Raw genomic sequence first — 26,051 nt, 5'->3', positions numbered from 1 at the left:
GCCGCGCCTGCTCCCGGCAGGCTTGCGGCATACACCCCATCCCTGGAGATAATGTTTGAGTCATGCAAATTAGTGAAGCCTGGTTAAGAGAATATGTCAATCCGGCAATAAGCACCGAACAATTGGTCGAGCAATTGACCATGGCCGGCCTTGAGGTCGATTCGATAACGCCTGCGGCAGCAGTATTCAGCGGCGTGGTTGTCGGCGAAGTTCTTGCCATGGAACAACATCCCGATGCAGACCGCTTGAGAGTTTGCCAAGTCACGGTAGGCGAGGCGGAACCTTTACAAATTGTCTGCGGCGCCAGTAACGTCCGGGTCGGCTTGAGAATTCCAGCCGCATTGATCGGTGCAGTATTGCCGGGTGATTTTAAAATTAAAAAATCAAAACTTCGCGGTATAGAATCCTACGGCATGTTGTGTTCCGAAAAAGAGCTGGGCTTGGCCGCCGATGCCAACGGCTTAATGGAACTGGCTGCCGATGCTCCGGTAGGCGTTGATATACGCGAATACCTGTCGCTCAACGACAATATCATTGAAGTCGATTTAACCCCGAATAGAGCCGACTGCCTGAGCGTTGAAGGCATTGCGCGCGAAGTGGCGGTGCTGAACAAAATGGACTGGTCGGCCGTTCAGGTTGAGAAGTCCGCAATTAGTCATACTGACACCTTGACTGTGTCCGTGACAGCTACAGATGCTTGTCCGCGCTATTTGGGCCGATTGATTAAAGGCGTAAATTCTAAAGCCGAAACCCCGTTATGGATGCAGGAACGTCTGCGTCGCTCAGGCGTAAGAAACTTGAGTGCCGTGGTTGATGTTACCAATTATGTCCTGATCGAACTGGGCCAACCGCTGCACGCCTTCGATGCCGTAAAATTAACCGGCAACATTAATGTGCGCTATGCCCAAACCGATGAAAATGTCGCCCTGTTAAACGGCCAGACCATTAAATTGGATAATGAAACCCTGGTTATCGCCGATGATAAACAAGCGTTGGCATTGGCCGGCGTAATGGGCGGTAGCGAGTCCGCAGTTAGTAACGACACCCAAGATATTTTTCTGGAGTGCGCGTTTTTTACTCCGCAAAGCATCGCCGGTAAAGCACGGAATTACGGTTTGCATACCGACTCATCTCACCGTTTCGAGCGCGGCGTTGACCCGACTTTGCAGGAACGCGCGATAGAACGCGCCACCCAATTGATTATCGACATCGCAGGCGGCAGCGTCGGTACAATCACCGACGTGACAACGGTGGCCACCCTGCCGCACCGCTCTGCCGTATTACTCAGAAAACAGCGCCTGGAAAAAACCTTGGGTATTGCCTTGGCGGACGAACAAGTTATTGATATTTTTCAACGTCTCGGCATGGCGGTACAAGCACAACCGGATAGCTGGTCTGTGACGCCTCCGGGATGTCGTTTCGATATTGCTATTGAAGCCGATTTAATTGAAGAAATAGCCCGTATCGTCGGCTATAACAACCTGCCGAACAACAGCCTGTTAATGCGCTCGGAACTCGGCAAAGCCACCGAAGCGGTGCTGGATCTGGATCGCGCCAAAGACTTGCTGGTTGACAGAGGCTATCAGGAAGCGATTACCTATAGTTTTGTCGATGAAGAAATACAGCAAGCGATCGCCCCTAATGATGAAGTTGTCCGCTTAAAAAACCCGATTTCTGCCGATTTATCGGTAATGCGCTCTACCCTTTGGTGCGGATTATTGAAGGCCGCGCTGCACAATACTAACCGCCAGCAAAACAGAGTCCGTTTTTTTGAAACCGGCTTACGTTTTGTAAATAAAGACGGCAACACGCAACAACAGAAAATGCTGTCCGGCCTGGCCTTGGGTAGCGCCTATTCCGAGCAATGGGGTGTCGCAACTCGTAAAGTCGATTTTTTCGACGTTAAAGCCGATGTACAAGCGTTATTTTCATTGACCGGTTGCGATGCACAATTTGTCCCTGCTAAGCACCCCGCATTGCATCCCGGGCAAACGGCTGAAATCCTGTCGCAGCAAGGCGACAGCATCGGCTGGCTGGGCATGTTGCATCCAACATTGGAAAAACAGTTGGGTTTTGATACCCAAGTTTTCCTGTTTGAATTGGATCAAGACCTGTTGCTGAACAAACAAATCCCTAAATTCAAGCCGCTATCGAAATATCCATCAGTACGTCGCGACATCGCCTTGATTGTTAAGGAAGAAGTTGCCGTTAGTGAGATAATCAATTGCATTAAAGATTGTGCAGAACAGACTTTACAAGACATCGTGGTTTTTGATATTTATCGTGGAAAAGGCATCGAAGAAGGCAGTAAAAGCATTGCCTTAAGTTTAATAATACAAGATTTTTCACAAACCCTAACAGATTCTGAAATTGATGCTATATTTAGCGGACTGTTAGAAACATTGACCACAAAAATAAGTGCGAAGCTGAGGGATTAACAATGGCATTAACTAAAGCCGATTTTGCCGAAAGGCTGTTTGACGAGCTGGGCTTAAACAAGCGCGAAGCAAAAGATATGGTCGAAATGTTTTTTGAAGAAATTAAAGGCTCTCTTGAACATGGTGAGCAGGTAAAAATTTCCGGTTTTGGAAAATTCGAACTGCGAGACAAAAGCAGTCGCCCAGGCAGGAACCCAAAAACAGGCGAAGAGATCCCCATAACGGCCCGTCGCGTGGTAACATTCAGATCAGGTCAAAAACTAAAAGCCAGAGTGGAAGCTTATGCTGGAACCGAGTAATAATAATGAGCTGCCGGTCATACCGGCAAAACGATATTTCACCATAGGTGAAGTCAGCGAATTATGCGGCGTAAAACCTCATGTGCTGCGTTATTGGGAACAAGAGTTTACAGAACTTAGCCCGGTAAAACGGCGCGGCAATCGTCGTTATTATCAGCGCCATGACGTGCTAATGATCCGGCAGATAAGATCATTATTGTATGAACAAGGCTACACTATCGGCGGTGCCCGAGCTCACTTAAGTAGTGACGATGCCAAAGAAGACTCAACCCGCACCAAGCAGCTGATTCATCAAATGGTTAGCGAACTGGAAGAAATTCTGGAGCTGCTAAAGTAGATTTTTTCATTCAATGCGACTAAATGTAGTACAATTTGTCGCATTGAATTATTGGGTTGTGTTCACAATCCTTTCCGCTTTAAATTCTTTATTTCAAACTGTCGGGGCGTAGCGCAGCTTGGTAGCGCACTTGTCTGGGGGACAAGGGGTCGCAGGTTCAAATCCTGTCGTCCCGACCAATTGAAACAAAGAATAATACAATCACCCGACTGGGCATATTGACAGTTTCTCGAGATCCAGCAAGCCGCCCTGAATAGAGCAATGCCGAATCGGTAGCTTTGTAATTTCGATTACCTCTAAATGATTTTCGAATGTTGCAGCTCAATTGTCTTAAAAATATCAGTAAACATTTCTTTAGTCAGCCGTTTGGTCTGTACGTTGTATCGGCTGCTATGATAAGAATCAACCAGCGTACGGCCATCTGGCAAGGCATGCTGGACATTATGGGCAAATTTCGCGCTACTCTGTTTCAATCCGTAGGCTTTTAATACCGCCTGATGGGCAACCAGACCTAAAGCCAATATGACCGATTGCTCCGGCAAGGTTTTTAACTCGGCAGCCAAATAATTATTACATTGGTTAATTTCGGCATTGGTCGGTTTGTTTTGCGGCGGCAGGCATTTAACAGCATTGGTAATACGACAGTTTTTAAGCATCAAACCGTCCGTCAATGACTCGGATTTTACTTGATTGCTATAGCCGAACTCGTAAAGCGCCTCATAAAGCAACAATCCCGCATAATCTCCGGTAAACGGCCTGCCTGTGGCATTCGCTCCATGCATACCGGGGGCCAATCCAACTATCAGTAATTGGGCGGAGCTGTCGCCAAAAGGCGCAACCGGGCGCGCATGATAATCTGGATGCTTTTGCTTAACTTCACAAAGGAAGTCATCCAGTCGTTTACATTGCCTGCAATCCTGGTCGAATATTTGTTTTGGATACATGTCTTGTTAAGGTTGGTTTCTGTATCAGAGCTCTATCCCTGTGCCTTGGATCCCGGCAATTCCAGCCGGGATGACGAATTGTTTTGATGGCTATGCATCAAAGTGACGAAAAATCACCTACCCTATTACAATCAGAAGCCAGCAATTGTAATTTCTCAAGTCTAGGCAATTTTTTTATGACGATCTCCCGTTTACTGGCAGAGCTGCGGTCATGCCCGGTCTCGACATAAACCAGTTGCTTTGGTTGCCTGCCGCGAAAATATTTAGCGCCCTGTTTGTCCCCATGCTGATTAAAGCGTCTCGCAACATCAATGGTGATGCCGGTATAAAGCGAGTCATCGGTACAAAGGATGATGTAAACCTGCCAATTCACAGTGTTATACGACCGTTCCGAAAACGGAACCAACAGCTGCCGTCAGCCCCATAGCCAGTGCGCCCCAAAAAGCGACACGGAAAGCGCCTTTAATGATGCCTGATCCGCCGGTATAAGCCGCTAAAATGCCCAGCAATGTTAAAAACAACAACGATGCCGATGACACCAACACGATTAAGTCGGTTTCCGGGGCAAAAAGAACTATCAATAAAGGCAACACCGCGCCGACGGCAAAAGTGACCGCCGACGTCAACGCAGCCTGTATGGGCTTTGCGGTGTTCGTTTCAGATATGCCCAGTTCGTCGCGGGCATGCGCGCCTAACGCATCATGATCCATCAATTGCTGTGCGACCTGATCGGCAAGCAAAGGATCGAGTCCACGCGACACATAGATAAATGCCAGCTCTTTTTTCTCGTAATGTTCATCATCAGCCAGCTCTTTACGCTCACGCTTTAAATCGGCCTGCTCGGTATCGGCTTGCGAACTGACCGATACGTATTCGCCCGCCGCCATCGACATCGCTCCGGCAACCAAGCCGGCAACACCGGCCAAGACTATATCGTTATGCGCAGCATGGGAGGCGGCAATACCCACGATTAAACTGGCCGTGGATACGATGCCGTCGTTCGCACCAAGCACGGCCGCACGTAGCCAGCCGATGCGATGAGTCCGGTGTATTTCATGATGATGAGGTAACATTGAGTCTCCTTTTTTAAAAATCCGAAAGCGTTTTCGGCGGAATAGCCGCCCTCAAGGCATTCAATACCGCGAGCACATCGATAATTTCCTGAGTAATGGCTCCGGCTACCGGAGTCAAATAACCCAGTCCTGCAACAGCCATACCTATCAAACTCAGCACCATGCCACCCACAGCGCTTTGCAGGGCAATTTTACGCATCCGTTGTCCGATATGAAACAACTCATCAACTTTTAACAACGAACTGTCCATGATCACTGCATCCGCCGATTCGCCGGTAATGTCGCTATTTTGACCGAAGGCTATGCCGATCGTCGCGGCCGTCAAAGCCGGTGCGTCATTGATGCCGTCGCCCAGAAACACGGTTTTTGCCTTTTTGGTTTCAGCACATACCAACTCCAGTTTCTGCTCAGGACTTTGGCTGAAATAAACATGTTCGATGCCGACCTGGTCAGCCAGAAAGCGTACTTCCGATTCCCTGTCGCCGGATACCAGCATCACCTTGTCGAATAAATGATTGGGTTTCAAGTGGTTGATGAATGATGAACTATCGGTGCGTACCTCATCGCGAAATTGCAGGGTCGCGGCGTAAGCATCGTCGATCAATACCACGCATTCCAGACCGCCTATCACGGGCGGCAATATCCCGGCGACATCCGGGTGTCGCTCGACAATTTCTTTACGGCTAATAATCTGGATTTTTTTTCCGGCCACATTGCCTTTAAGTCCCTCTCCCGGCAACTCGGTGATATTGGTCACATTCAATAAAGATAATGCCGATTTTTCCGCCGCGTGAATGATGGCGCGAGATAACGGATGTTTGGAATAGCGCTCCACACTGGCAATTAGCATTAACAGGTCCTGCTCGTTATGCCCCTCGCCTGCAATCAGCGCCGTCAGCGACGGACGTCCATAGGTCAGAGTGCCTGTTTTATCGAAAATCGCCGTGCGACAGGTACCGATGGTTTCCAGAATGGCCGGATTCTTAATGATGATTTCCCGCCGCGCGGCCAGCGAAATCGAACTGATGATGGTGACCGGTATGCCGATCAGCAACGGGCAAGGCGTAGCGATAACCAGCACGGCCAGAAAACGAACCACATCGCCGCTGATTGCCCAGGCAATCAACGCAATGACAACGGCCAGCGGTGTGTACAGTGCGCCCAGTTGATCGCCCAGCCGCCTGATGTTTGGGCGATATTGCGCTGAAGACTTCATCACCTCCATGATTTTGGCATAGCGGGAGTCGACAGCCAGCTTGTCCGCTCGAATTGTTAACGCCGAATCGCCGTTAATCGCCCCGGAAAGCACCTGGGAACCGCTGACTTTCGACATCATATACGGTTCGCCGGTCAAATAAGATTCATCCATGGTGCCGGAGCCTTCGAGCACCGTGCCGTCAACAGGACAAATTTCATGCGGTAATATCGATAAAGTATCGCCGATATTAACCTGTTCCGTAGTAATGTCGGTGAGTTGATCGCCTGATAGTCTATGTGCGACCGACGGCATCCGTTTGGCCAACGCCTCAAGCACCGAAGAGGCTTTGCGCACTGCATAGGATTCCAGCACCACGCCGCCGGACAACATCAGCACCACCAGACTGCCGGCCAAGTATTCGTCCAGCAAGACCGCCGTCACTATCGAAATGCCTGCCAGCAGGTCCGCCCCCCAATCGCCCTGCCCCAGTTTCACGCCGAGCTGGTAAACCAGCGGAATGCCGCCCACCGCCAGCACCGCAAGCAGGGGTACAGACACCAGTTCGATAGCGAAAACGAACCGCCCCTGATAGAGCTCGGCATCTGCCGAGCTTAAAGCCGCATTCAACGATAGCCTGTAGACCTGATGCCCAATATCAAGCCCATAGCGCAGCACCAAATAACTGCCGATGCCGAGCAGGCTCAAAACGGCAATGATATTTTCGGACGTTGCGCGGGGAATCGTTGCTTGCTTGTCGGTCATCGTTTCAGCCTTGCAAAGTAGTGACATTCAATAGGTGTAAGGCGCGCACCGCACGCCCTACGCTGGATTTTCGCTATCGATAAAAAAGCACTCCACCGCAAATTGCTGTTGGGTTCTTTCCATTAAAGCCCGTATGCCGAACTGCTCGGTCGCATTATGGCCGCCGGCAAACATGTGTATCCCGGCCTCTTGGCTTTCATGCCAATCGTGTTCACTGATTTCGCCGGTAATATAGGCGTCCAGATGTTCTTTTTCGGCCAAGCGCCATTCGCTGTTAGCGCCACCGGTAATGATGCCGACCGACCTGATTAATGCGTTGCTATCGGGCGTTGCCAGAATGACATTATGCTTGAGCACAGCTTCCAGTTGTCGTTGCAGCGCGATGGCGGTCAGCGGCTGTTCGAGCACGCCTTTAATGCCGGTCGCCGAACCTTTGTAATCGCCGAAGGGTTGTTGCTGGTTGCAATCTATCAGCTGCCCTAAGACCGCTGCATTGCCTATGTCCGGGTGCCCATCCAGCGGCAGATGATAACCGAACAGATTGATGCCGCTTGTTATCAGAGGAAAAACTCGCCGGGCGAATGTGCCGGTTAATGGTTTTGCGCCATGAAATGTCCAAAACAGGCCATGATGAACGACCAATGCATGAGCCTTGTTTTCGACAGCCTGACTTATGGAATCGCGGGTTGCGGACACCGCAAAAGCGATACGTTCAATGTGCTCGACTCCTTCTATTTGCAAGCCGTTAGGGCAATAATCGGCGTAGGTTTCGGGACGAAGCAGGGCTTGGTAATAATCGCTGAGCTGGTCACGGGTAATCATAGTGTTGCCGCCTCAAATTGTCGCCAGATGGTTTTAAAGGTTTCGGTCAGGCATTGATCATCCTCCGCGATGCGCCCGGTTATTTCAGCGACGCTGAACCAACCGCCTTCGTCAATTTCGTCAGGCGACAGATTGAACGGGCCGTTATGAATGCAACGGTAGACTTGGGTAAATTCCATGCCGGTAGCGGCCGTAGCCGGTAATTTAAATAGCGGCTCCAGAATATGTGCTGCGCTAATGCCCAGCTCTTCTTCTATCTCCCTGACGGCGCTCACGTCATAGTCCTCACCGGCATCAACATGACCGGCCGCCGAAGTGTCCCAAAGGCCGCCGTTGAGATCTTTTTTCATCGAGCGTTTTTGCAGGAACAACTGCCCTTGCTCATTAAAAACCAGAATATGTACGGCACGGTGCCTAAGACCTGCCGCATGGATAATATGGCGCGCGCAGGTATCGATAACGCGGTCGTTTTCATCAACGACGGAGAGTAATTCGTTATTCATTATTAGGATTAAAGAATTTTATTCATCGCGGAGAGACATGAAGAGCTAACCCAAACTTCGTGTCTTCATGGTGAATATTAGAAATTACGCAAAAATGAATTCTAGACTTTTACAAAATCTAAGCAAGCATAGTCGCATAACGTTGGAGATAGATGGTAGCAGTGTAGGATGGGTAGAGCAACGCGAAAACTATCGCATCGAGTTCGCATGATGGGTTTCGGCCAGCGCCTCTACCCATCGTACGAAATAAAGCGAAGCTCACGTCCTGAGACGTGAGCTTGTTTGAACAGTGATTAACCGGCTCTGCCTACTGCAGTTGCGGCAGGCACTTCAATTAACCGGCCTGATTTACAGTCGTAGATATAACCGTAAACAGGAATGTCTGAAGGAACCAGCGGGTGATTCTTAATACGGGTTACATCTTCCAAAACACTTTCTTCCTGATCTTTAATGGTCAGCCAATCAATGTATTTGCCTTCAGCGGAACCTGGGCCTTCACAGCAATCATGCCAACCGTCGGCATCGACGGAAGCAGTTTTCAAGCTGCTGCTCAACAGACCGCGCATGATCTCGTCATTAAATGTTTCCATGCCGCAATCGGTATGATGAATGACAAACCATTCGCGGGTTCCCAATAACTTGTAGGAAATAACTAAAGAACGGATAGCATCGTCACTGGCGCGGCCGCCTGCATTACGAATAACGTGGGCGTCACCTTCTGATAAACCGGCATATTTGGCAGGATCCAATCGGGCATCCATACAGGTCAAAATGGCAAAATGTCTTCCAGGAGGCATAGGCAATTCGCCTTTGTCACCGAAATCATTCACGTAATCCTTGTTTGCTGCTAAAACTTCATTAAGAATTTTGCTCATAAATACCTCTTATTATTTTTTGTTGGTCCATAAAAAAACCGCTTGTTCCTGGTCACTAAGGGGAAATGACGAAGACCAAGCGGTAATTAAATTACTATCTCCACTTGAAAGTCTACTCCAATAAATCAAGGTTTCAAATAGCGATATAGGTTATACAATATAAACTTAAAGTTTATAAAAGATTAAAAATGGCTAAATTAAATAACACCCAAGTATTTTGCCGGATTGTTGAATTAGGCACTTTTGCAGCGGTCGCCCGCGAAATGAATCTCTCGGCGATGATGATCAGCAAATATATGGCTCAGTTGGAAGAATCTTTAGGCGTTGCTTTATTAAATCGGACAACCCGGCAGCTCAGCATGACGGAAGCCGGAAGAATATACTATCATCGCAGCAAACAACTGCTGGATGATTTTGCGGAACTGGAGGAATATACCTCGCAGCTGGGTTTACAGGTAAAAGGTACTTTAAAAATCAGCGCGCCGATCGATTTTGGCGGACTTTATATGGTGCCGGCTATTGATGCCTATCAGCGCGAATATCCCGATGTTAAGATTTTGATGACCTTGCACAACAGCCAGGTTAATTTGAGCGAGGGCAGTTTCGATTTATCGATTCTGGTGACGGATACGCTTGATTTAGGCGTGGTTGCCAGAAAAATTGCCCAAACCCGGTTATGCACTTATGCATCTCCCCGCTATATCGCCGAATACGGTGAACCGCAAACTATTGCAGCATTAAGCTCACATCGCTGTTTGCATTATATGGACACCCCGCATAAAGATTATTGGTTGTTTAATGACCGTGGCGAGGATATTAAAATCAAGGCGAACTGGCACTTTGCCTCAAACAATGGCAGGGCTCTATGCCAGGCGGCCGCTTTGGGCATGGGCATAACCCAAGCTCCTGAATTATCGGTGATGAATTATTTGGATCAAGGTAAGCTAATAGAAATTTTGCCGGCTTTTCGTATCCCATCGCTGAAAATTTACGCCACTTACTTACAAAGACGCTTTCTACCCGCCAAGTTGGCGACGTTTGTAGAGTTTTTAATTAAGTACTTTGCAGAGGACAATAGGCTCATAAACGCTCACTCCATAACCTGAAATTCATCTAAAAACACATCATATGGCACGACGAAATAAACACAGTTTGGACGAGATAAGGGAAATGGTGTTGGCTGCCGCGGAAACCATCATTATCAATGAAGGCTATTCGGCGTTAACCGCGCGCAGGATTGCGATGGACATTGGTTATACAGTCGGCAGCATTTATATGGTATTTGCCAACATGGCCGATTTGGTCATGCATATCAATGCCGGCACTGTAGATGACCTTAGCGAACAGATGCAACAGGTGCCTAATTGCCTTCCTGAACAATACATTGCAGAACAGGCCAAGACTTATGTGGACTTTGCAGCCCGAAACTTTAACAGATGGAGTCTGATTTTTGTTCGAGATACCGAAATACCTGAATGGTATCAGCAAAAAATCAAGCAGCTTTTTAGCGGGCTAGAGGCGCAGCTTGCACAACTTGCACCGATTTGTTCAGTGCAACAACGCAAACAGGCGGCGCAGGCACTTTGGTGCGGCGTTCATGGAATTTGTACCTTGTCCCTGACCCGCGAGCTGGATGCAACTGATATTCAAGAGACTGAAGACGCTGTCGCCCTGCTGGTGAAAAGCTTTATCGGTGGCTGGGTGAGTTCATTACTTCCTGAAAATCAAAAATAATAAATCGGTATTATCCGCTATGCTTAGAAAATAAGTTTATGATCACGTCATTCTTTAAACAGCCGTGATTTTCAGTCAAGGAAGTATGTCGTAAGATTTATCCTACGAATAGTTTCTTTGCTCTATAATCATCGATTTTTTGGGTTATTAAAGTGCTTGAAAGTCTATTTGTAACCATCATAATTGTGGAAGACGATCCTGGCCATTCGAAACTAATTGAAAAGAATTTACGGCGAGGCGGCCTCGAAAACCCTATCAAGGCCTTTGAAAACGGCCAGCTAGCCCTGGACTATCTTAAGGGTCAGAGTAATTTTCAGGACCATCCTATAAATCAATCGACGCTACTGCTGCTGGACATCAACATGCCGGTCATGAACGGCGTGGAATTATTACATATTCTTAAACAGGACAATAAGTTACGCGAAGTCCCTGTCATCATTTTAACATCCACCGACGATCAGCGTGAAATAGACGAATGTTACAGTCTTGGATGCAACCTCTATATCCCCAAACCTGTCGAGTTTAATCGTTTTTCCGAAGTGGTGCGCCAATTAGGACTGATGATAGGGCTTATTGCCGTCCCTTCCATTAAATAACATCCTTTTTCTGTTTTTTCAATATGTCCACTATGCCTTCTACCAAAATTTTATATATAGAAGATGATTTAGGTCTTGCAGAGTTGGTGCGCCTGAAACTCAAGCGCGAAGGCTATGATGTTGTACACGCATCAATTGGTCACCAAGCTATGATGCTGCTACACGAGCAGAATTTTGATGCGGTGCTGATCGACTTTTATCTGCCGGATATGAATGGCCTGGAGGTATTGACTGCTATTCATTCGTTCAAACCCAAGGCGACCTGCATCATGATTTCAGGCGTCGATGACATGCAGTTGATGGTCAATGCGATCAAGCAAGGCGCGGAAGATTTTGTCCTCAAAGACTCCGGGGGCGCTTATTTAGAATTACTGCCTACGACGCTGGGCAAGGTGTTGCTCAAGCAACGCTTAATCGCAGAAAAAGAAGCGGCTGAACGGGAGAAAAACAAAAACGAGGCATTTTATCGCTCATTAATTGAGCATACAAATGTTGTCGCGTGGGAATACCTGCCTAGTGCCGGGCGATTCAGCTATGTTTCAACGCAAGCGGAAAAACTGACCGGACATAGTTTGAAAGAATGGACTTCAGAAGGTTTTTGGCAAGCCAGTTTACATCCTGATGATTATTCCAAGATCACCGCATTTTGTGCTTCTGAAACGCATACTCAGGAAGAACGAGGGCTTGAATTTCAGCTGTTAAAAAAAGACGGCAGCCCGCTTTGGCTTAGACAGATTATTTCAGTTGTAGAGATGGATTCTGAGCAGTCTTATGTCGTGCGCGGATTTTTGATCGACATTACCGAATCAAAACACGCTATGGAAAAACAGCGTCTGGCGGAACTGGTATTCGATACTATCAATGAAGGAATTATGATTACCGATGCCGATAATTGCATCGAAGTCGTGAATCCGGCATTTATAAAAATTACAGGGTACAGCTTCGATGACGTTAAAGGGCAAAATCCACGGATACTCAGCTCCGGACTTCAGGATGGCCATTTTTATACGACATTATGGCAATCTTTAAATAATCATGGACATTGGGAAGGCGAGCTTTGGAACCGGCATAAAAACGGAGCGATGTACGCGGAATCGGCATCGATTTCCTATGTTTACGACGAAGTCGGCAAAGTTAAACGGCACATAGCCATTTTTGGCGACGTGACCGAAAAAAAGCAAGCGGAAGAGAAAATATATTACCAAGCCAATTACGACCCGCTAACAGACTTGCCCAATCGCCAGCTGTTTCAAGACCGATTACATTTAGCGGTAGCGTCGGCCAAGCGCAACAACACAAAACTGGCGTTATTGTTTATAGACCTTGATCGTTTTAAGGAAGTTAATGACAGCGCCGGGCATGAGGCCGGCGACAGATTGCTTATGCAAGTGGCAAAGCGGCTGAATGAATGCGTCCGCGAAAGCGATACACTGGCCCGTTTAGGTGGCGACGAGTTTACCGTTATTCTTAATAATTTAAGTAATAACTATGACATAGAGCACATTGCCAAATCCATGCTGGATTTATTGGAAAAACCGTTTTCTTTGGCTGCCGGTGTTGATGCCGCTATTTCTGCCAGTATCGGTATTGCAATGTTTCCTTCGGACGGCGAGGACGATGCAACACTGATCAGATATGCCGACGCCGCCATGTACCGGGTTAAGGAAACCGGCAGAAACGGCTTTGAGTTTTTTACCGCTGAAATGAATCGAGAAGCCGGCAAACATCAAAAGTTTAAAATCGCCTTTAAGGACAGCTTGCAAAAAGGCGAGTTTAAAGTGTTCTTTCAGCCGATTTGGCGGATGAATGACGGGCACATCACAGCAGTAGAGGCTTTGGTGCGCTGGTTGCATCCTGAATGGGGCATGGTCATGCCGGACGACTTTATTCCCGTTGCCGAAGAAAGCGGCTTTATACACGATCTGAGTTTGTTTGTTGTCAACGAGGCCGTCAAACAAATTAAAGCTTGGGATGATGCTGAGTTGAACAAGATCTCGGTAGCCATCAATCTGTCGCCAACCCAGTTTCGTCAATTGGATTCTTGGCTAGCTAAAATGTATGAGGTTTTAACCGGCTATGATATTGAACCGCACAGAATCAAGCTTGAAATTACCGAGACAGCCCTGATGGGCGACACCCTTAAACTGATGGACATATTAAGCCATGCACAGGCATCAGGCATCGAAATTTCTCTGGATGATTTTGGAACCGGCTTTTCTTCGCTATCCCGGATAACCGGCATGCCGCTTAATTTTATTAAAATTGATCGGAGTTTCGTCAGCCAAATAGGTCAACAAGGGCGGTGTAATGTGATTGAAGCCATTATTTCGATGGCCCATAGCATGAATTGCCGAATTATTGCCGAAGGCATAGAAACTGCGGAACAGCTGGAATACCTGAAACGTCTGGGCTGCGACTTTGGGCAGGGTTTTTTGTGTAGTCAACCTATCCCGGCAGAAGATCTTTTAATACTTCTACAAAAAGACTTTTTGTTTAATTAACTGATGTTACGCAGTTATTCGAATTTAGACTGCATTAACATTGTTTATTGTTAAACGTGTCGCTAGCGCGACGGTTATTTGAATCGGGTTTGTCGCACCCGAAGGCGAGTTACTTTCTTTTGCTCCGCCAAAAGAAAGTAACCAAAGAAAAGGCGGCCCGGTTGCCGCTTGCTTCCTGCGCTCCTCGCTTTTATCGAGGGTCAGCAGAAGGGGCTCCTGCCCCTCTGCTGACGTGCGGCATCCCTGCCGCACCCCTCACGGGCTGGTCTCGATAAAAGCTCCGGTGCTCGGCGCGGCAAACGGGAGAATTACCGTCCGTGCGTAACATCAGTAATTAACTGATATTACGCACAGTGCTCGAACATCAGAAAAAATAGACGCACAAAAGTACTGCATCAGTTGAGTCTCTTTATTCCGGGCAATCGCATTAAAGCGCTTTCTGCGTGCATGAAACAGGTATAGAGCTGCCTCACGAAGACAGTTTTTCGCTGGTTTTAGAGAACAGTGCTTAGCGTCGGTTATTAATATTTTTACAAGACAGTGCGATGAGAAACATAAAAAACACCCTGATTTTAACTGTCATCTCTGCGGGCTTTGGCATAGCGACAGCTCAAGCAGCTCCCGATGCGGAAGTGGCTGACCTTAGCTTGGAAGAACTGATGGATGTAAAAATTTATTCAGCCGCTAAAAAAGAGCAGGCAATGTCGGATACTGCGGCAGCGGCTTTCGTTATTTCCCAGGAAGACATTCGCCGATCAGGGGCAACCAGCATTCCTGACGCGTTGCGGATGGCGCCGGGTGTGCAGGTGGCGCAAATAAATGCTCATGACTGGGCTATTTCCATACGCGGTTTTAATGACCGGTTTTCTAACAAACTGTTGGTGCTGATTGATGGCCGTACGGTCTATTCGCCATTATTCTCCGGAACCTATTGGAGTGCGCAGGATGTCGTTTTAGAGGACATAGATCGCATCGAAGTTATTCGCGGCCCCGGCGGTACGGTATGGGGCGCTAATGCGGTTAACGGTGTAATCAATATCCGCACTAAACACAGTAAAAATACCCAAGGCGGATTGGTCTCAGCACAAGGCGGTAATTACCAGAATGGCGGATCAGTCCGTTATGGCGGCGAGTTGGGAAAAGAAGGCACATACCGGGTTTATGCCAAAGGTAAACAAAACAGCGATTATCTTAACCGCCAAAACCAGAACGCGCATGATCAATGGAGTGCAGGACAAGGCGGCTTCCGCGCCGATTATGCGCTTACCGGAAAAGATGAGTTATTGTTTAGCGGCGATATTCAAGAAATGGAAGGCGATGAAACTATCGGTTTGAGAACCCCTGTTGACAGCTCAATGTCACAAAGAAACGCCAATGCGACTGCGAAACTAACCCATAAAACCGAAAATGGCGAGTGGTATCTGCAAAGTTTTTATTTAACTGATGAACGCCGCGGCTATTCTCTAAACCAGCTCATCGATACTTTTGATGTCGAGTTTCAGCATAATTTTCAAGCCGGACAGCGCAATGCCGTTACCTGGGGCCTGGATTATCGATTGGTCTCCGATGAGCTGACCGACTTCAATGGCGTATCGTTTACGCCTGCCAGCCGGGCGACCCAGTTATTTAGCGCCTTATTACAGGATCAATTCAGTATTACCGATGATCTGAGACTTACCGTAGGCAGTAAGGTAGAGCATAACGATTATTCCGGTTTTGAATATCAGCCCAATGCCCGCTTATTATGGAAGCTCAATGAAAATCACAGTACCTGGACCAGCGCGTCGCGCGCCGTGCGTACGCCTACACGCGGTTTCCAGGACATCAGGATCGACTTATACAGAATCCCGGCAATTCCTCCTTTTTTACCCAATGCAACAGCAGGAGCTATCGTCGGCGATACGGGCTTTAAATCGGAAGAAGTGATTGCATTCGAATGGGGATATCGGGGACAAATGTCTCAAAATCTCTCCTTTGATGTTGCAACTTTTTACAATACCTATAACAACTTGCTTTCTTCATACCCTAAAGTCGTTCAATCTCCGGGCTTGACGCAAAACCTGTCTGTCATGGTGAACGGCTTGGAGGCTGAATCTTATGGCGCCGAATTGTACGCAAACTGGAAAGTGACCGATAGTTGGCGATTGCAGCCCGGCTATACCTGGCTGACCGTCGATACGCGTACCAAAAGCAGTAATATCGATACCGGACTGGCATTAAAAAATGAAGGCAGCAGTCCTCAAAATCAGTATTCAATACGCTCACAACTGAGCCTGCCGCACAATATTGAGTTCGATACCAGCGTGTACTATGTGGATAACCTTAGAGATACAAGCACCTTCCAAAACCCAATGATCAAAGTGCCTAATTACACCCGCCTGGATTTGAGGCTGGGCTGGAGGCCGATCAAGGCCTTGGAGTTAAGTGTGGCCGGGCAGAACCTGCTGGATGGCAGACATCCTGAGTTCATAGCTGACGATATTGTGGCCAGCCAAATACCGCGTAGTGTTTACGGCAAAGCGGTTGTGACCTGGTAAGACAAATAAAGTCACTCATTTTATGATATTTAGATTCGCTCTGGCGCTGCTTATGCTATCGGCTGTGATAGCCGGTAGCGCGAGCGCTGATGACAAGGAAATTCACGAAGACGAGGTTAAGGCCGCGTTCGTGTATAACTTTGCCAAATTTGTAGAATGGCCGGCAGACAAAATCAGTGAATCTATCAATCTGTGTATTTTGGGCGAATCTCCGTTAGGATTTTCGGCATTGAAAGCTATCGATGGGCGTACTGCTCAAGAAAAGCAATTAGTCATAAAACTGTTAAATAAATCAGATGAGTTAAAAGACTGTCATATCGTCTTTATTGCCGCTTCCGAGCGTAACAAAGTAGCGCAACTGCTGAAGTCGGCGCATCAGCAACATGCTCTAACCGTCAGCGACATGGATCGCTTTGCCGAGATGGGCGGCGCAATCGGACTGGTAAAAACAGACGAGAAGATCCGCTTTGCAATTAATTTGCTTGCCGCTCAAGAAGCCGGGCTAGTGATCAGCTCCCGATTGCTCAGTTTGACGCTGGTTGTTTACGATGAAAATAACAGGCCTACACCATGACCTCCTTTCGAAATAACTCCATTGCACGCAAGCTGACCTTCATCATTACCATAACGGCAATAATTGTCCTGACTATTTGCAGTATCGTGCTGGTAGTGAGCCAGTTTTATTCATCCCGTGAAGCTATCGCTCATGAGCTAAACAGTATTGCAGGAGTCAGCGCTTTTGCAGTGGCGCCGGCCATGTTATTCGGCGATAACTTGGCGGCACAAAAAATATTGCAAGCGCTGGAGACTCAGCCGGATCTTTTGGCTGCGGAGCTTTATCTCAATAATGCCGGCGTCCCCTTTGCGAGATTTACGTCCGATAAAAAGGCCGGAGTCGTTTTTGCACAGCAAAATATTAATCAAGAGCTTTGCCGGAGAGCGGTTTTTACCCGGCAGCAGGTTATTTTATGCATACCTGTAGAAATGGATGGCGACATACTGGGCAGGCTCTATCTGCAGGCGGATTTATTGCGCTTATACAAAGAGCTGGGCAGACTGCTGGCAATATTTTCCGGCGTGTTGCCGGTTGTCGGCCTGTTGGCGTTTCTGACCGCTCATCGTCTGGGAACTATACTCGCCAGGCCGGTACGGCATTTAGCCAATATTGCAATAGCCATCAGCCATGATGAAAATTATGCATTACGGGCAAAAAAATATGCCAATGACGAAGTCGGACAATTAACCGAAAGCTTTAATGCGATGCTTGAACAAATTCAACTCAGGGATGAAATGCTCAATGCGCACAGCCGGAAACTGGAACAACTGGTAGAACAGCGCACCCGAAGCCTGAGCGAGACAGTACAGCAGCTGAGTGAGTCCAATGAGGAACTTAAGGATTTTTCTTATATTGTTTCTCATGATTTACGTGCGCCGATGATTAATGTTCAGGGCTTTGTTAACGAATTGGGCTTAAGCCTGAAAGACTTGCGTCATAACTTGGATACCGTGATGGAACTCATGCCCGAGCATAAAAAAACCGAGTTACTGGACATCTTAGACGAGGATATCCCGGCATCCACACGTTTCATTACCGGCGGTATCGCCAAAATGAATCAGTTACTGGGCGGAATTTTAAAGATTTCCCGCTTGGGTCGGCAGGAATTGAACATCAGTGCAGTCGACACCCAGCGCTTGGTGAACGATGACATCGTGGCAATAAAATACCAGAGCGACCGAGCTAAAGCCGAGATTCAGGTTCAGGCCTTGCCGCAAGTGCAGGCCGACCCTTATTTGCTGACCCAGATATTTGCCAATTTATTATCGAATGCGATTAAGTACCTGGACCCGAAACGTCCCGGCAAGATTGAGATATGGGCTGAGGATCAGGACAACTACTTCAGGTTTTTTGTTAAAGATAACGGCTTGGGTATTTCGGAAAAGGATCAAAAGAAAGTTTTTGAGATGTTCCGTCGCGGCAGCAATCATTCTGTAGAAGGAGAAGGCGTGGGATTGAATTACGTCAAATCGGCGATTAAACGCCTTGGCGGAACCATTGCAGTAGAAAGCACTGTCGGCCATGGCAGCACTTTCAGCTTTACACTACCTAAAGAAATAGACGCAAACCCGGAATTACAGGCCACTTCGACAAACCCAGGACAGGTTTGAGCAGTCTTATTCCCGCCCTACAGAGAGTTACCGCTACAAGATTTGTTATTTATGAATCGGCCCAAGTCTCACTCATTTCATGCTGTTGTTGATTACGCAATAATTCGACAAACTCTTCTGCTGGTATCGGACGGCTTTTGATATAGCCCTGATACATGTCACAGCCTTTTTCCTGCAAAAACGCCAGCTGCTCGATCGTTTCCACGCCTTCGGCCAAGACCTTAAAGCCCAGGATATGCCCCATCGCGATAATCGTCGATGCAATTTCCATGTCGTCTTGTAGATGAGGAATATCATCAATAAAACTCTTGTCGATTTTTAACAGATCCAGCGGAAAATGTTTAAGACACGCCAGAGATGAATAACCGGTACCAAAATCGTCAATGGCCAGACGAATGCCCTGAGCGCGCAGACAGTTCAGGATCTCAGGCGCGTTACCCTGATTTTCCATCAATCCGCTTTCGGTTATTTCCAGTTCCAGCTGGTTGGACGGAAAACCGGTATTTTTCAATACTGTAGCAACCAAGCCGCAGATATCACTACGGCGAAACTGCTGGGGAGAAACATTAACCGCCAACGTTAACGGCGGCAAACCCGCATCCAACCACTGGCGACCTTGTCGACAGGTTTCCCGCAACACCCATTCGCCAATCACAAGAATCAGGCCGGTTTCTTCGGCAATCGGGATAAAGCGAACCGGTGGAATCAAGCCTTCAACCGGGTCCAGCCAGCGTACCAATGCTTCAGCGCCGATTATGCGGCCGCTGGCAATATCCACCTGCGGCTGGTAAAAAACACGTAGATCCTGTTGCTCAATCGCTTTTCGCAGACGCGATTCCAGAGCAATGCGCTCGCGAGCCGCAATCGTCAAATCTTCCGAAAAATAGGCAAAACAACCGCGCCCGGCGTCTTTAGCCTGATACAACGCAGCATCGGCATGATCCATCAGTAACTCGGGATTCTCACCGTGTTGCGGATATAAACTAATGCCGATACTCACGCCAATCTGTATGTCCTCGCCCTGCTCCACACCGAAAGGTTTGCTTAAATCGCTGATAATGTTTTCGGCCACCCGTGCGGCATCTTCAGGATGTGCGATGTCTTCCAACAACACAATAAATTCATCACCCCCCAGACGAGCCACCATGTCGACATCACGCAGCCGGGTCGTAATTCGTACAGCAACTTGTTGCAGCAACTCGTCGCCTGCCATATGCCCCAGGCTGTCGTTCACCGATTTAAATCGATCCAGGTCAAGCATCAGCAATGCCAACTGCTTGCCATCGCGCCGTTCTACATCAATGCCGTGTTTTAATCGCTCTTGCAATAGCCGACGATTAGGTAGCCGGGTCAATGGATCATAAAAAGCCAGCTGTTTGATCTGCTCCTCAGCAGCCTTGCGTTCGGTGATATCGATATGGGTGCCGACATAATGGGTAACTGCGCCGTCATCGCCTTTCACCACCGAAATAATCAGCCATTTGGGGTAAATCTCGCCATTTTTGCGCCTATCCCAGACTTCTCCCTGCCATGTCCCTGTGCGCTTGATGGTTTCCCACATAGCGGCATAAAAAGCCTCGCCATGACGACCGGATTTAAGTAAATTTATCTTCCGGCCAACGGCCTCTTCTTTTGTGTAGCCGGTAGATTTAGTAAAGGCTCGGTTAACTTGTAAAATAAAATTATCCGCATCGGTGATAACCATCGGTTCATTCGACTCGAAGGCAATGGCGGCAACGCGAAGATGGGCATCCGCTTGTTTACGTAAAGTGACATCCCGTAATGCGCTGGCAAAAAGCAAGCCTTGTTCCGTCTTAATCGGGCTTACGCTGATATCCACGTCAAAATGACTACCGTCTTTTCGTCGTGCCTGTACTGTCCGCCCTGCCCCTAACGGCCTGGCAACCGGTGCACCAACATATTTGGCGTGCAGCTCGGGATGCTTTGAGCGAAAGCTTTCCGGCACCAAAACTTCAATCGACTGACCAACCAGCTCGCCAAGCTTATAACCCAGCATTAACTCGGCTTGCCGGTTGACCTGGGTAATAATGCCATGCGCATCACTAATCAACATCGCGTCAGGCGTGGCATTAAAGATCGCACGTTGATATCCTTCACTGACTGTCAGCGTCTGTTCGACTCGCCTGCGCGCGACGAAATAGGTAGCCAGCGTCATGCCGGTCACCGACAGTATCACTATATAAAACCAGTAATTAACCAGACTTATATTAAGCCCCGCCAAAGGATAGCTTTGGGCTAGGTCCCGTGCAAAGTAGCCGATTCCTTTCTGTACGCCAAGAAGCCCCATGCCTGCGGACATGACCAGAATGATTACTACGCCATGAGCCTCCAGACACGCAGCAACCCACGTTATAATCAGGAACATCCAGTAGCCTTTGGCGATATGGCCTACCGAATCGTGCATCCAGTCAAAAAATATCACCTGACTGATCAAAAACGCCAGGCTAATCAGTAATATGAACTCGACCAACCGCTTCGAATCAAATCCACCGTCAGGCGCTCGCCGCCAAACCAAAATCAGCGGAGCCATCAAGGCAATACCCAGCGTATCTCCCATCCACCAATAAGCCAGACTGTTAAAAAAATCTTCTCCGTTCAGGAACCCTGAAAAACTTAATATTGCGGTTCCAAGTAATGCGGCTGTAACACTGGCAATGCCGCCGGCTATCAGCAACCTTAGATAGTTATGCGTAGATAGCGCCGGTTGGTCAGAAATGTCGTAACGCTTCAGCAGCAATGCCCCCAAAAGCGCCTCCAGAGTATTGCTGGCAGCAATGGCTACGGCGACCCAAAAAGAGTTGATTGTTATGACATTAACAACGAGAGCACCGAGGAATACTGCGAAGGCGTACCGTTCCCGCCCATCAACAAGGCCGACAGCGCCAATCCAGCAGGTAGCCACATGATGCTGACGAGGCCGTTATCCGACCAACAGGCCAGAACAGTCAAACCGAGCAACGCATAAAGTACGGCTACGCCGAGTTGCTTTAGCAGCACGGCAAGTTGATGAAAATTTATCATTATTATTATTTTTTTCCTTGCTACGATTTTTTGTGGGCTGCTCCTTTAGGCAGCCCATTTGAAGCTTCGATAGACTGAACTAAAAATAAAACATTTAAGCCAACCTATAAATACTGCTGAGCACGTAATAGCTCGTTAAACTCATGCGCCGGTAGAGGCCTGCTTTCAAGGTAGCCCTGATACATATCGCAGCCTTTTTCCTGCAAAAATGCCAGCTGTTCGATAGTTTCCACGCCTTCAGCCAGGACTTTAAAGCCCAGAATATGCCCCATCGCAATAATGGTGGATGCAATTTCCATATCGTCTTGTAGATGAGGAATATCATCAATAAAGCTCTTATCGATTTTCAATACATCCAGCGGAAAGTGTTTGAGATAAGCTAAAGATGAATAGCCGGTGCCAAAATCGTCAATAGCCAGACGAACGCCTTGAGCGCGGAGACTCTTAAGAATAGCCGTGGCGTTATCCTGATTCCCCATTAATCCACTTTCGGTTATTTCCAGTTCCAGATGCTCAGGCGGGTAACCGGTGTCGCTCAACGCAGTAGCTACCAAAGCACAAATATCGCTACGACGGAACTGGTGAGCGGACATATTGACCGCCAAGGTTAACGGCGTCAACCCCTCATCCAACCACTGGCGACCTTGTCGACAGGTTTCTCGCAACACCCATTCGCCAATCACAAGAATCAGGCCGGTTTCTTCGGCAATCGGGATAAATCGGATCGGTGGAATCAAGCCTTCAACCGGGTCCAGCCAGCGTACCAACGCTTCGGCGCCGACTATGCGGCCGCTGGCAATATCCACCTGCGGCTGGTAAAAAACGCGCAGTTCTTGTTGCTCAATCGCATAACGCAAACGTGTCTCCAACGCTATGCGTTCTCGAGCAGCGAGTGTCAGGTCTTCGGAAAAATAGGCAAAGCAGCCGCGCCCGGCGTCTTTAGCTTGATACAACGCTGCATCGGCATGATCCATCAGTAGCTCGGGATTGTCACCGTGTTGCGGATATAAACTAATGCCGATGCTGACGCCAATCTGGACGTTGCCGCCCTGAGCCAAATAAAAGGGTTGGGTCAAATCGGCGATAATTTCTTTCGCCACCCTTGCGGCATCTTCCGGCTGTGCGATGTCTTCCAACAGCACGATAAATTCATCGCCACCCAAACGGGCGACCATGTCGACATCACGCAATCGTGCTGTAATACGTTCGGCAACTTGCTGCAGCAGATCGTCGCCAGCCAAATGCCCCAAGCTGTCGTTAATCGCTTTAAAACGATCCAGGTCAAGCATCAATAGCCCCAATTGCTTGCCGTCACGCCGTTCTACATTAATACCGTGCTTGAGCCGCTCCTGCAACAGTCGTCGATTGGGCAGCTGGGTCAACGGGTCAAAAAAAGCCAGCTGCTTAATCTGCTCCTCAGCAGCCTTACGCTCGGTGATATCAGTATGGGTGCCGACATAATGCGTGACGACGCCATCATTTCCTTTTACCGCGGTAATAGACAGCCACTTCGGATAAATTTCGCCGTTCTTGCGTCTATCCCAGATTTCTCCCTGCCACACGCCGGCGCTCAGAATGCTCTTCCACATCAATGCATAAAAAGCCGCATCATGACGACCGGATTTGAGGATGCTTATTTTCTGCCCCACAGCCTCCTGTTCCGTGTAGCCGGTAGTTTCGGTAAAGGCTTTGTTGATCCGTAGAATGACGCTCGCCATATTCGTAATGACCATTGCTTCCTGGGTTTCGAACGCAGCGGCGGCAATGCGTAAATCCAACTCTATTCGTTTGCGCTCGGTGATATCGCGCGAAAAAGCACAGAACTGCTGAAATTCAGGCAAGAAGGCGACAGAGACTTCAACATCAATGTGATGTCCATCTTTATGTCGGTGACGGGTTTCGAACAGGTCATAACCCTGTGCAACAATTTTTGCAATATGCTTCTTTACTTGCTCCGGCCCTTCCATCGCCTCCAATTGACTGATATGCATGTTGACGAGTTCATCACTCGAATAGCCAATTATTTTTGCGTAAGCTTCATTCACTTGCACTACATTCCCCATCAAATCAGCGATCCAGAATCCGTCCAATGAGATATCGATCATCGCTTTGATTTGATGCAGTACCTGCTCAGCCTGCTTACGTTCGGTGATGTCCTGCGCACTGCCTACCATACGTAGCGGTCTGTTCATTTCATCATATTGCAATCCGCCGCTGCCGCGGATAAATCGAATGGTGCCGTCCGGCAGCATGATACGAAAATCAAGTTCCCGCGTTTCCTTTCCGGCCCGACAGTTACTGAGCCACATTTTCATTGCGGCACGGTCATCAGGATAAATGAGATCGAGATACCTTCTTGTGGAAGGATCGAATGTCTCTTGGGTAACGCCATAAATTTGATACATTTCGTCCGACCAGCTAACGAACCCTGTCTCCAATTCCACGGACCAACTGCCGACATGAGCGATACGTTGCGATTCGGACAACATCTGCTCTTTGTCCTGTAATATTTCCTGCACTTGTTTACGTTCGGTTATATCGATTGCCGAACCGATATAACCGGTAAACACGCCGCTTTCATCATAAAGCGGCATACCTTTATCTAACACCCAACACCAATCACCGTTCGCGTTGCGTAAGCGGTATTCTGTAGTTATGGCTTCGTAAGTGTTGGTATTCTGATAATACGCCACGAAAGCGGTTTCTCTGTCGTCCGGATGAATAATACTCATCCAACCCTCATGCGTCATAGTCTGTGCATACACAGGATCAATGCCTGTGAAATCAAGCCAAGCTTGATTGACAAAAGTAGGATCTCCTTCGACATCGGTAATCCAGACCATAATGGGCGTGCTGTTGGCCATCCGTCGAAACCGCTCCTCACTTGCCCGTAGCGTAGCCTCGGCTTGTTTCCTTTCGGTAATGTCTCGCAAAGCGCTGGCGAAAAATAAGCCTTGGTTGGTTTGGATCGGACTCAAGTTGATTTCCACATCCAATTCACTGCCGTCTTTTCGTAGTACCATGACTGACCGGCCTACGCCCATCGACCTAGCAGCTACCGAAGCGGAAAATTGTTTCCGCAGTCCCGGATGCACTGCCCGAAAACGCTCCGGCACCAACATATCAATCGATAGCCCGAGCAGTTCGTTAATCGGATAACCCAGCAAGCGCTCGGCCTGTTGATTGGCCATGGTAATAATGCCTTGCTCATTACTGATTAGCATGGCATCCGGTGTGGCATCGAAAATAGCGCGTAGATAGGTTTCGCTTGTTTTCAGCGACTGGGGGCTAGGCAACCGTAACAGCTCTGGAATCAGCGGCCAAATCAGCACGGCAGTGACTATCGAAACGAGTGCCGTGGCCAATTTTATTAAGCCATCCAGCCAATAATCGGGATGCCAAATCGTCCAGATGCTGATTAAGTGAGTGGTACCGCACAAGCAAATAAAAACGCCGAACAGCACAAACACCCAGCGATAAGCCAAATCGGTGCGTTTTTTGACAAAATACAATAAGGCAAACGGAATGGAAAAGTAGGCAAGTGCAATAATGCTGTCACTAATAATATGCAGCCACAAGATTGACGGTAGCCATAAATAACAAGCACCGTGAGGCATAAAACCGCTAGTTCCTGCTAGTAAATCATTAAACCAAGCAAACATTCCGTCTTGTACTCCATTGATATGCTTTCTTGCCAAACCAAAACGCAGATTAAACGGTACTAACCACCAAAATGGATAATACTTTTACAGCCGCTATGAACAGGGAATCTGGTGATGAAAAATAAGCAAAATGCGCTCCTCGGTAACAGCTCCCATGCAGGTAAAACAAATTCGTTAAAAATCTTCCTCTGTTAATAACGTTGTTAATTTTCTGTCCGGGTCAGTAATAACCCATAGTTTTTCAGTTTCAATGTTATAGACCGACATTATTCTTTCCACCGATTCAGGTAATAAGGCAAGCGTATTTTCACGCCAATCCACCTCTGACACATCCCCGTAATCACCTCTCTCATGCCTGTCCAGCAGATCTCCAATCGGCACCTTAAAGCTAGCTATAATCGAAATCGCCGATGGAGTCATAGTGATTTTTCCGAGCTCAAACAACTTCATTTTATATATTCCTCATTATTATTGTAGTCTAAAGCTTACTCATAGTCGTTACCCATTTTTTGTGTTTCGTGATTACCCGGCAAATACAAAAATACTGGAAAATGACTCTAAA

General features: G+C 48.0%; 21 protein-coding genes and 1 tRNA gene. 11 read left to right on the top strand and 11 right to left on the bottom strand.

All coding sequences use genetic code 11. The features are described from left to right. Positions 1–62: 62 nt before the first annotated feature. The 4 genes from pheT (at position 63) to V7051_RS15295 (ending at position 3,253) form a co-directional block, all read left to right on the top strand. The gene (gene pheT / locus V7051_RS15310) at positions 63–2,438 is read left to right on the top strand and encodes a phenylalanine--tRNA ligase subunit beta (RefSeq protein WP_333876312.1); all 2,376 of its coding nucleotides are present in this window, start codon (positions 63–65) and stop codon (positions 2,436–2,438) included. 2 nt (positions 2,439–2,440) lie between these two features. After that, the gene (gene ihfA, locus V7051_RS15305; protein WP_292549411.1) at positions 2,441–2,737 is read left to right on the top strand and encodes an integration host factor subunit alpha; all 297 of its coding nucleotides are present in this window, start codon (positions 2,441–2,443) and stop codon (positions 2,735–2,737) included. Further along, complete coding sequence (locus tag V7051_RS15300) at positions 2,721–3,074, top strand: MerR family transcriptional regulator (RefSeq protein ID WP_006893012.1); 354 nt, start codon at positions 2,721–2,723, stop codon at positions 3,072–3,074. The genes ihfA and V7051_RS15300 overlap by 17 nt, the downstream gene beginning before the upstream one ends. Before the next feature lie 102 nt (positions 3,075–3,176). After that, positions 3,177–3,253, top strand: a tRNA-Pro gene (locus V7051_RS15295). Between the two features lie 117 nt (positions 3,254–3,370). Here V7051_RS15295 and V7051_RS15290 read toward each other — a convergent pair. The 7 genes from V7051_RS15290 to V7051_RS15260 all read right to left on the bottom strand — a co-directional run bounded on the left by V7051_RS15290 (position 3,371) and on the right by V7051_RS15260 (position 9,251). Next, positions 3,371–4,018 (bottom strand): uracil-DNA glycosylase, encoded by a 648-nt coding sequence (locus V7051_RS15290; RefSeq protein WP_333876303.1) that lies wholly within the window; start codon positions 4,016–4,018, stop codon positions 3,371–3,373. Between the two features lie 97 nt (positions 4,019–4,115). Further along, entirely contained in the window at positions 4,116–4,391 is a 276-nt protein-coding gene (locus V7051_RS15285; protein ID WP_333876301.1) for a GIY-YIG nuclease family protein, read from the bottom strand. Between the two features lie 4 nt (positions 4,392–4,395). Then, entirely contained in the window at positions 4,396–5,091 is a 696-nt protein-coding gene (locus V7051_RS15280) for a VIT1/CCC1 transporter family protein (protein ID WP_333876300.1), read from the bottom strand. A 13-nt stretch (positions 5,092–5,104) separates the two neighbouring features. Next, positions 5,105–7,051, bottom strand: coding sequence for a heavy metal translocating P-type ATPase (locus V7051_RS15275; protein WP_333876298.1), 1,947 nt, complete (start codon positions 7,049–7,051; stop codon positions 5,105–5,107). A gap of 57 nt (positions 7,052–7,108) precedes the next feature. Further along, on the bottom strand, positions 7,109–7,873 hold the full coding sequence (locus tag V7051_RS15270) for a Nif3-like dinuclear metal center hexameric protein (protein ID WP_333876296.1): 765 nt from the start codon (positions 7,871–7,873) through the stop codon (positions 7,109–7,111). Continuing rightward, positions 7,870–8,376 carry an NUDIX hydrolase gene (locus tag V7051_RS15265; RefSeq protein WP_333876294.1) on the bottom strand — a complete coding sequence of 169 codons (507 nt, stop codon included), beginning with the start codon at positions 8,374–8,376 and terminating at the stop codon, positions 7,870–7,872. The genes V7051_RS15270 and V7051_RS15265 overlap by 4 nt, the downstream gene beginning before the upstream one ends. A gap of 293 nt (positions 8,377–8,669) precedes the next feature. After that, entirely contained in the window at positions 8,670–9,251 is a 582-nt protein-coding gene (locus V7051_RS15260; RefSeq protein ID WP_333876292.1) for a beta-class carbonic anhydrase, read from the bottom strand. A gap of 188 nt (positions 9,252–9,439) precedes the next feature. On the opposite strand from V7051_RS15260, the gene V7051_RS15255 reads away from it, so the two are divergent. From V7051_RS15255 to V7051_RS15225, 7 genes are all read left to right on the top strand, one after another. Further along, a complete protein-coding gene (locus V7051_RS15255; protein WP_333876290.1) occupies positions 9,440–10,357 on the top strand; it encodes a LysR family transcriptional regulator in 918 nt (305 codons plus the stop codon). Positions 10,358–10,379: 22 nt separating this feature from the next. Continuing rightward, a complete protein-coding gene (locus V7051_RS15250; protein WP_333876289.1) occupies positions 10,380–10,985 on the top strand; it encodes a TetR/AcrR family transcriptional regulator in 606 nt (201 codons plus the stop codon). 152 nt (positions 10,986–11,137) lie between these two features. Continuing rightward, complete coding sequence (locus tag V7051_RS15245) at positions 11,138–11,581, top strand: response regulator (RefSeq protein ID WP_333876287.1); 444 nt, start codon at positions 11,138–11,140, stop codon at positions 11,579–11,581. A 32-nt stretch (positions 11,582–11,613) separates the two neighbouring features. Further along, positions 11,614–14,082, top strand: a complete 2,469-nt coding sequence (locus V7051_RS15240) for an EAL domain-containing protein (protein WP_333876285.1) — start codon at positions 11,614–11,616, stop codon at positions 14,080–14,082. Between the two features lie 545 nt (positions 14,083–14,627). Next, positions 14,628–16,619 (top strand): TonB-dependent receptor plug domain-containing protein, encoded by a 1,992-nt coding sequence (locus tag V7051_RS15235; RefSeq protein WP_333876284.1) that lies wholly within the window; start codon positions 14,628–14,630, stop codon positions 16,617–16,619. A gap of 52 nt (positions 16,620–16,671) precedes the next feature. Further along, the gene (locus V7051_RS15230) at positions 16,672–17,193 is read left to right on the top strand and encodes a YfiR family protein (RefSeq protein WP_333876282.1); all 522 of its coding nucleotides are present in this window, start codon (positions 16,672–16,674) and stop codon (positions 17,191–17,193) included. Then, the gene (locus tag V7051_RS15225; RefSeq protein ID WP_333876280.1) at positions 17,190–18,785 is read left to right on the top strand and encodes a sensor histidine kinase; all 1,596 of its coding nucleotides are present in this window, start codon (positions 17,190–17,192) and stop codon (positions 18,783–18,785) included. The genes V7051_RS15230 and V7051_RS15225 overlap by 4 nt, the downstream gene beginning before the upstream one ends. Positions 18,786–18,834: 49 nt before the next feature. Here the strand turns inward: V7051_RS15225 and V7051_RS15220 are convergent, their stop codons facing one another. From V7051_RS15220 to V7051_RS15205, 4 genes are all read right to left on the bottom strand, one after another. Beyond that, on the bottom strand, positions 18,835–21,708 hold the full coding sequence (locus V7051_RS15220; RefSeq protein ID WP_333876278.1) for a bifunctional diguanylate cyclase/phosphodiesterase: 2,874 nt from the start codon (positions 21,706–21,708) through the stop codon (positions 18,835–18,837). Continuing rightward, entirely contained in the window at positions 21,612–21,827 is a 216-nt protein-coding gene (locus tag V7051_RS15215; RefSeq protein WP_333876277.1) for a hypothetical protein, read from the bottom strand. The genes V7051_RS15220 and V7051_RS15215 overlap by 97 nt, the downstream gene beginning before the upstream one ends. 104 nt (positions 21,828–21,931) lie before the next feature. Continuing rightward, positions 21,932–25,444 (bottom strand): sensor domain-containing protein, encoded by a 3,513-nt coding sequence (locus V7051_RS15210; protein WP_333876276.1) that lies wholly within the window; start codon positions 25,442–25,444, stop codon positions 21,932–21,934. A 219-nt stretch (positions 25,445–25,663) separates the two neighbouring features. Then, positions 25,664–25,939: a hypothetical protein gene (locus tag V7051_RS15205; RefSeq protein WP_333876274.1), complete on the bottom strand. Its 276-nt coding sequence runs from the start codon at positions 25,937–25,939 to the stop codon at positions 25,664–25,666. Positions 25,940–26,051 lie beyond the last annotated feature (112 nt).

The sequence above is a fragment of the Methylobacter sp. genome (genome assembly GCF_036845245.1).
In the GTDB taxonomy this organism is placed as follows: Bacteria; Pseudomonadota; Gammaproteobacteria; order Methylococcales; family Methylomonadaceae; genus Methylobacter_A.
This window is presented reverse-complemented; position numbering and strand designations above follow the sequence as displayed.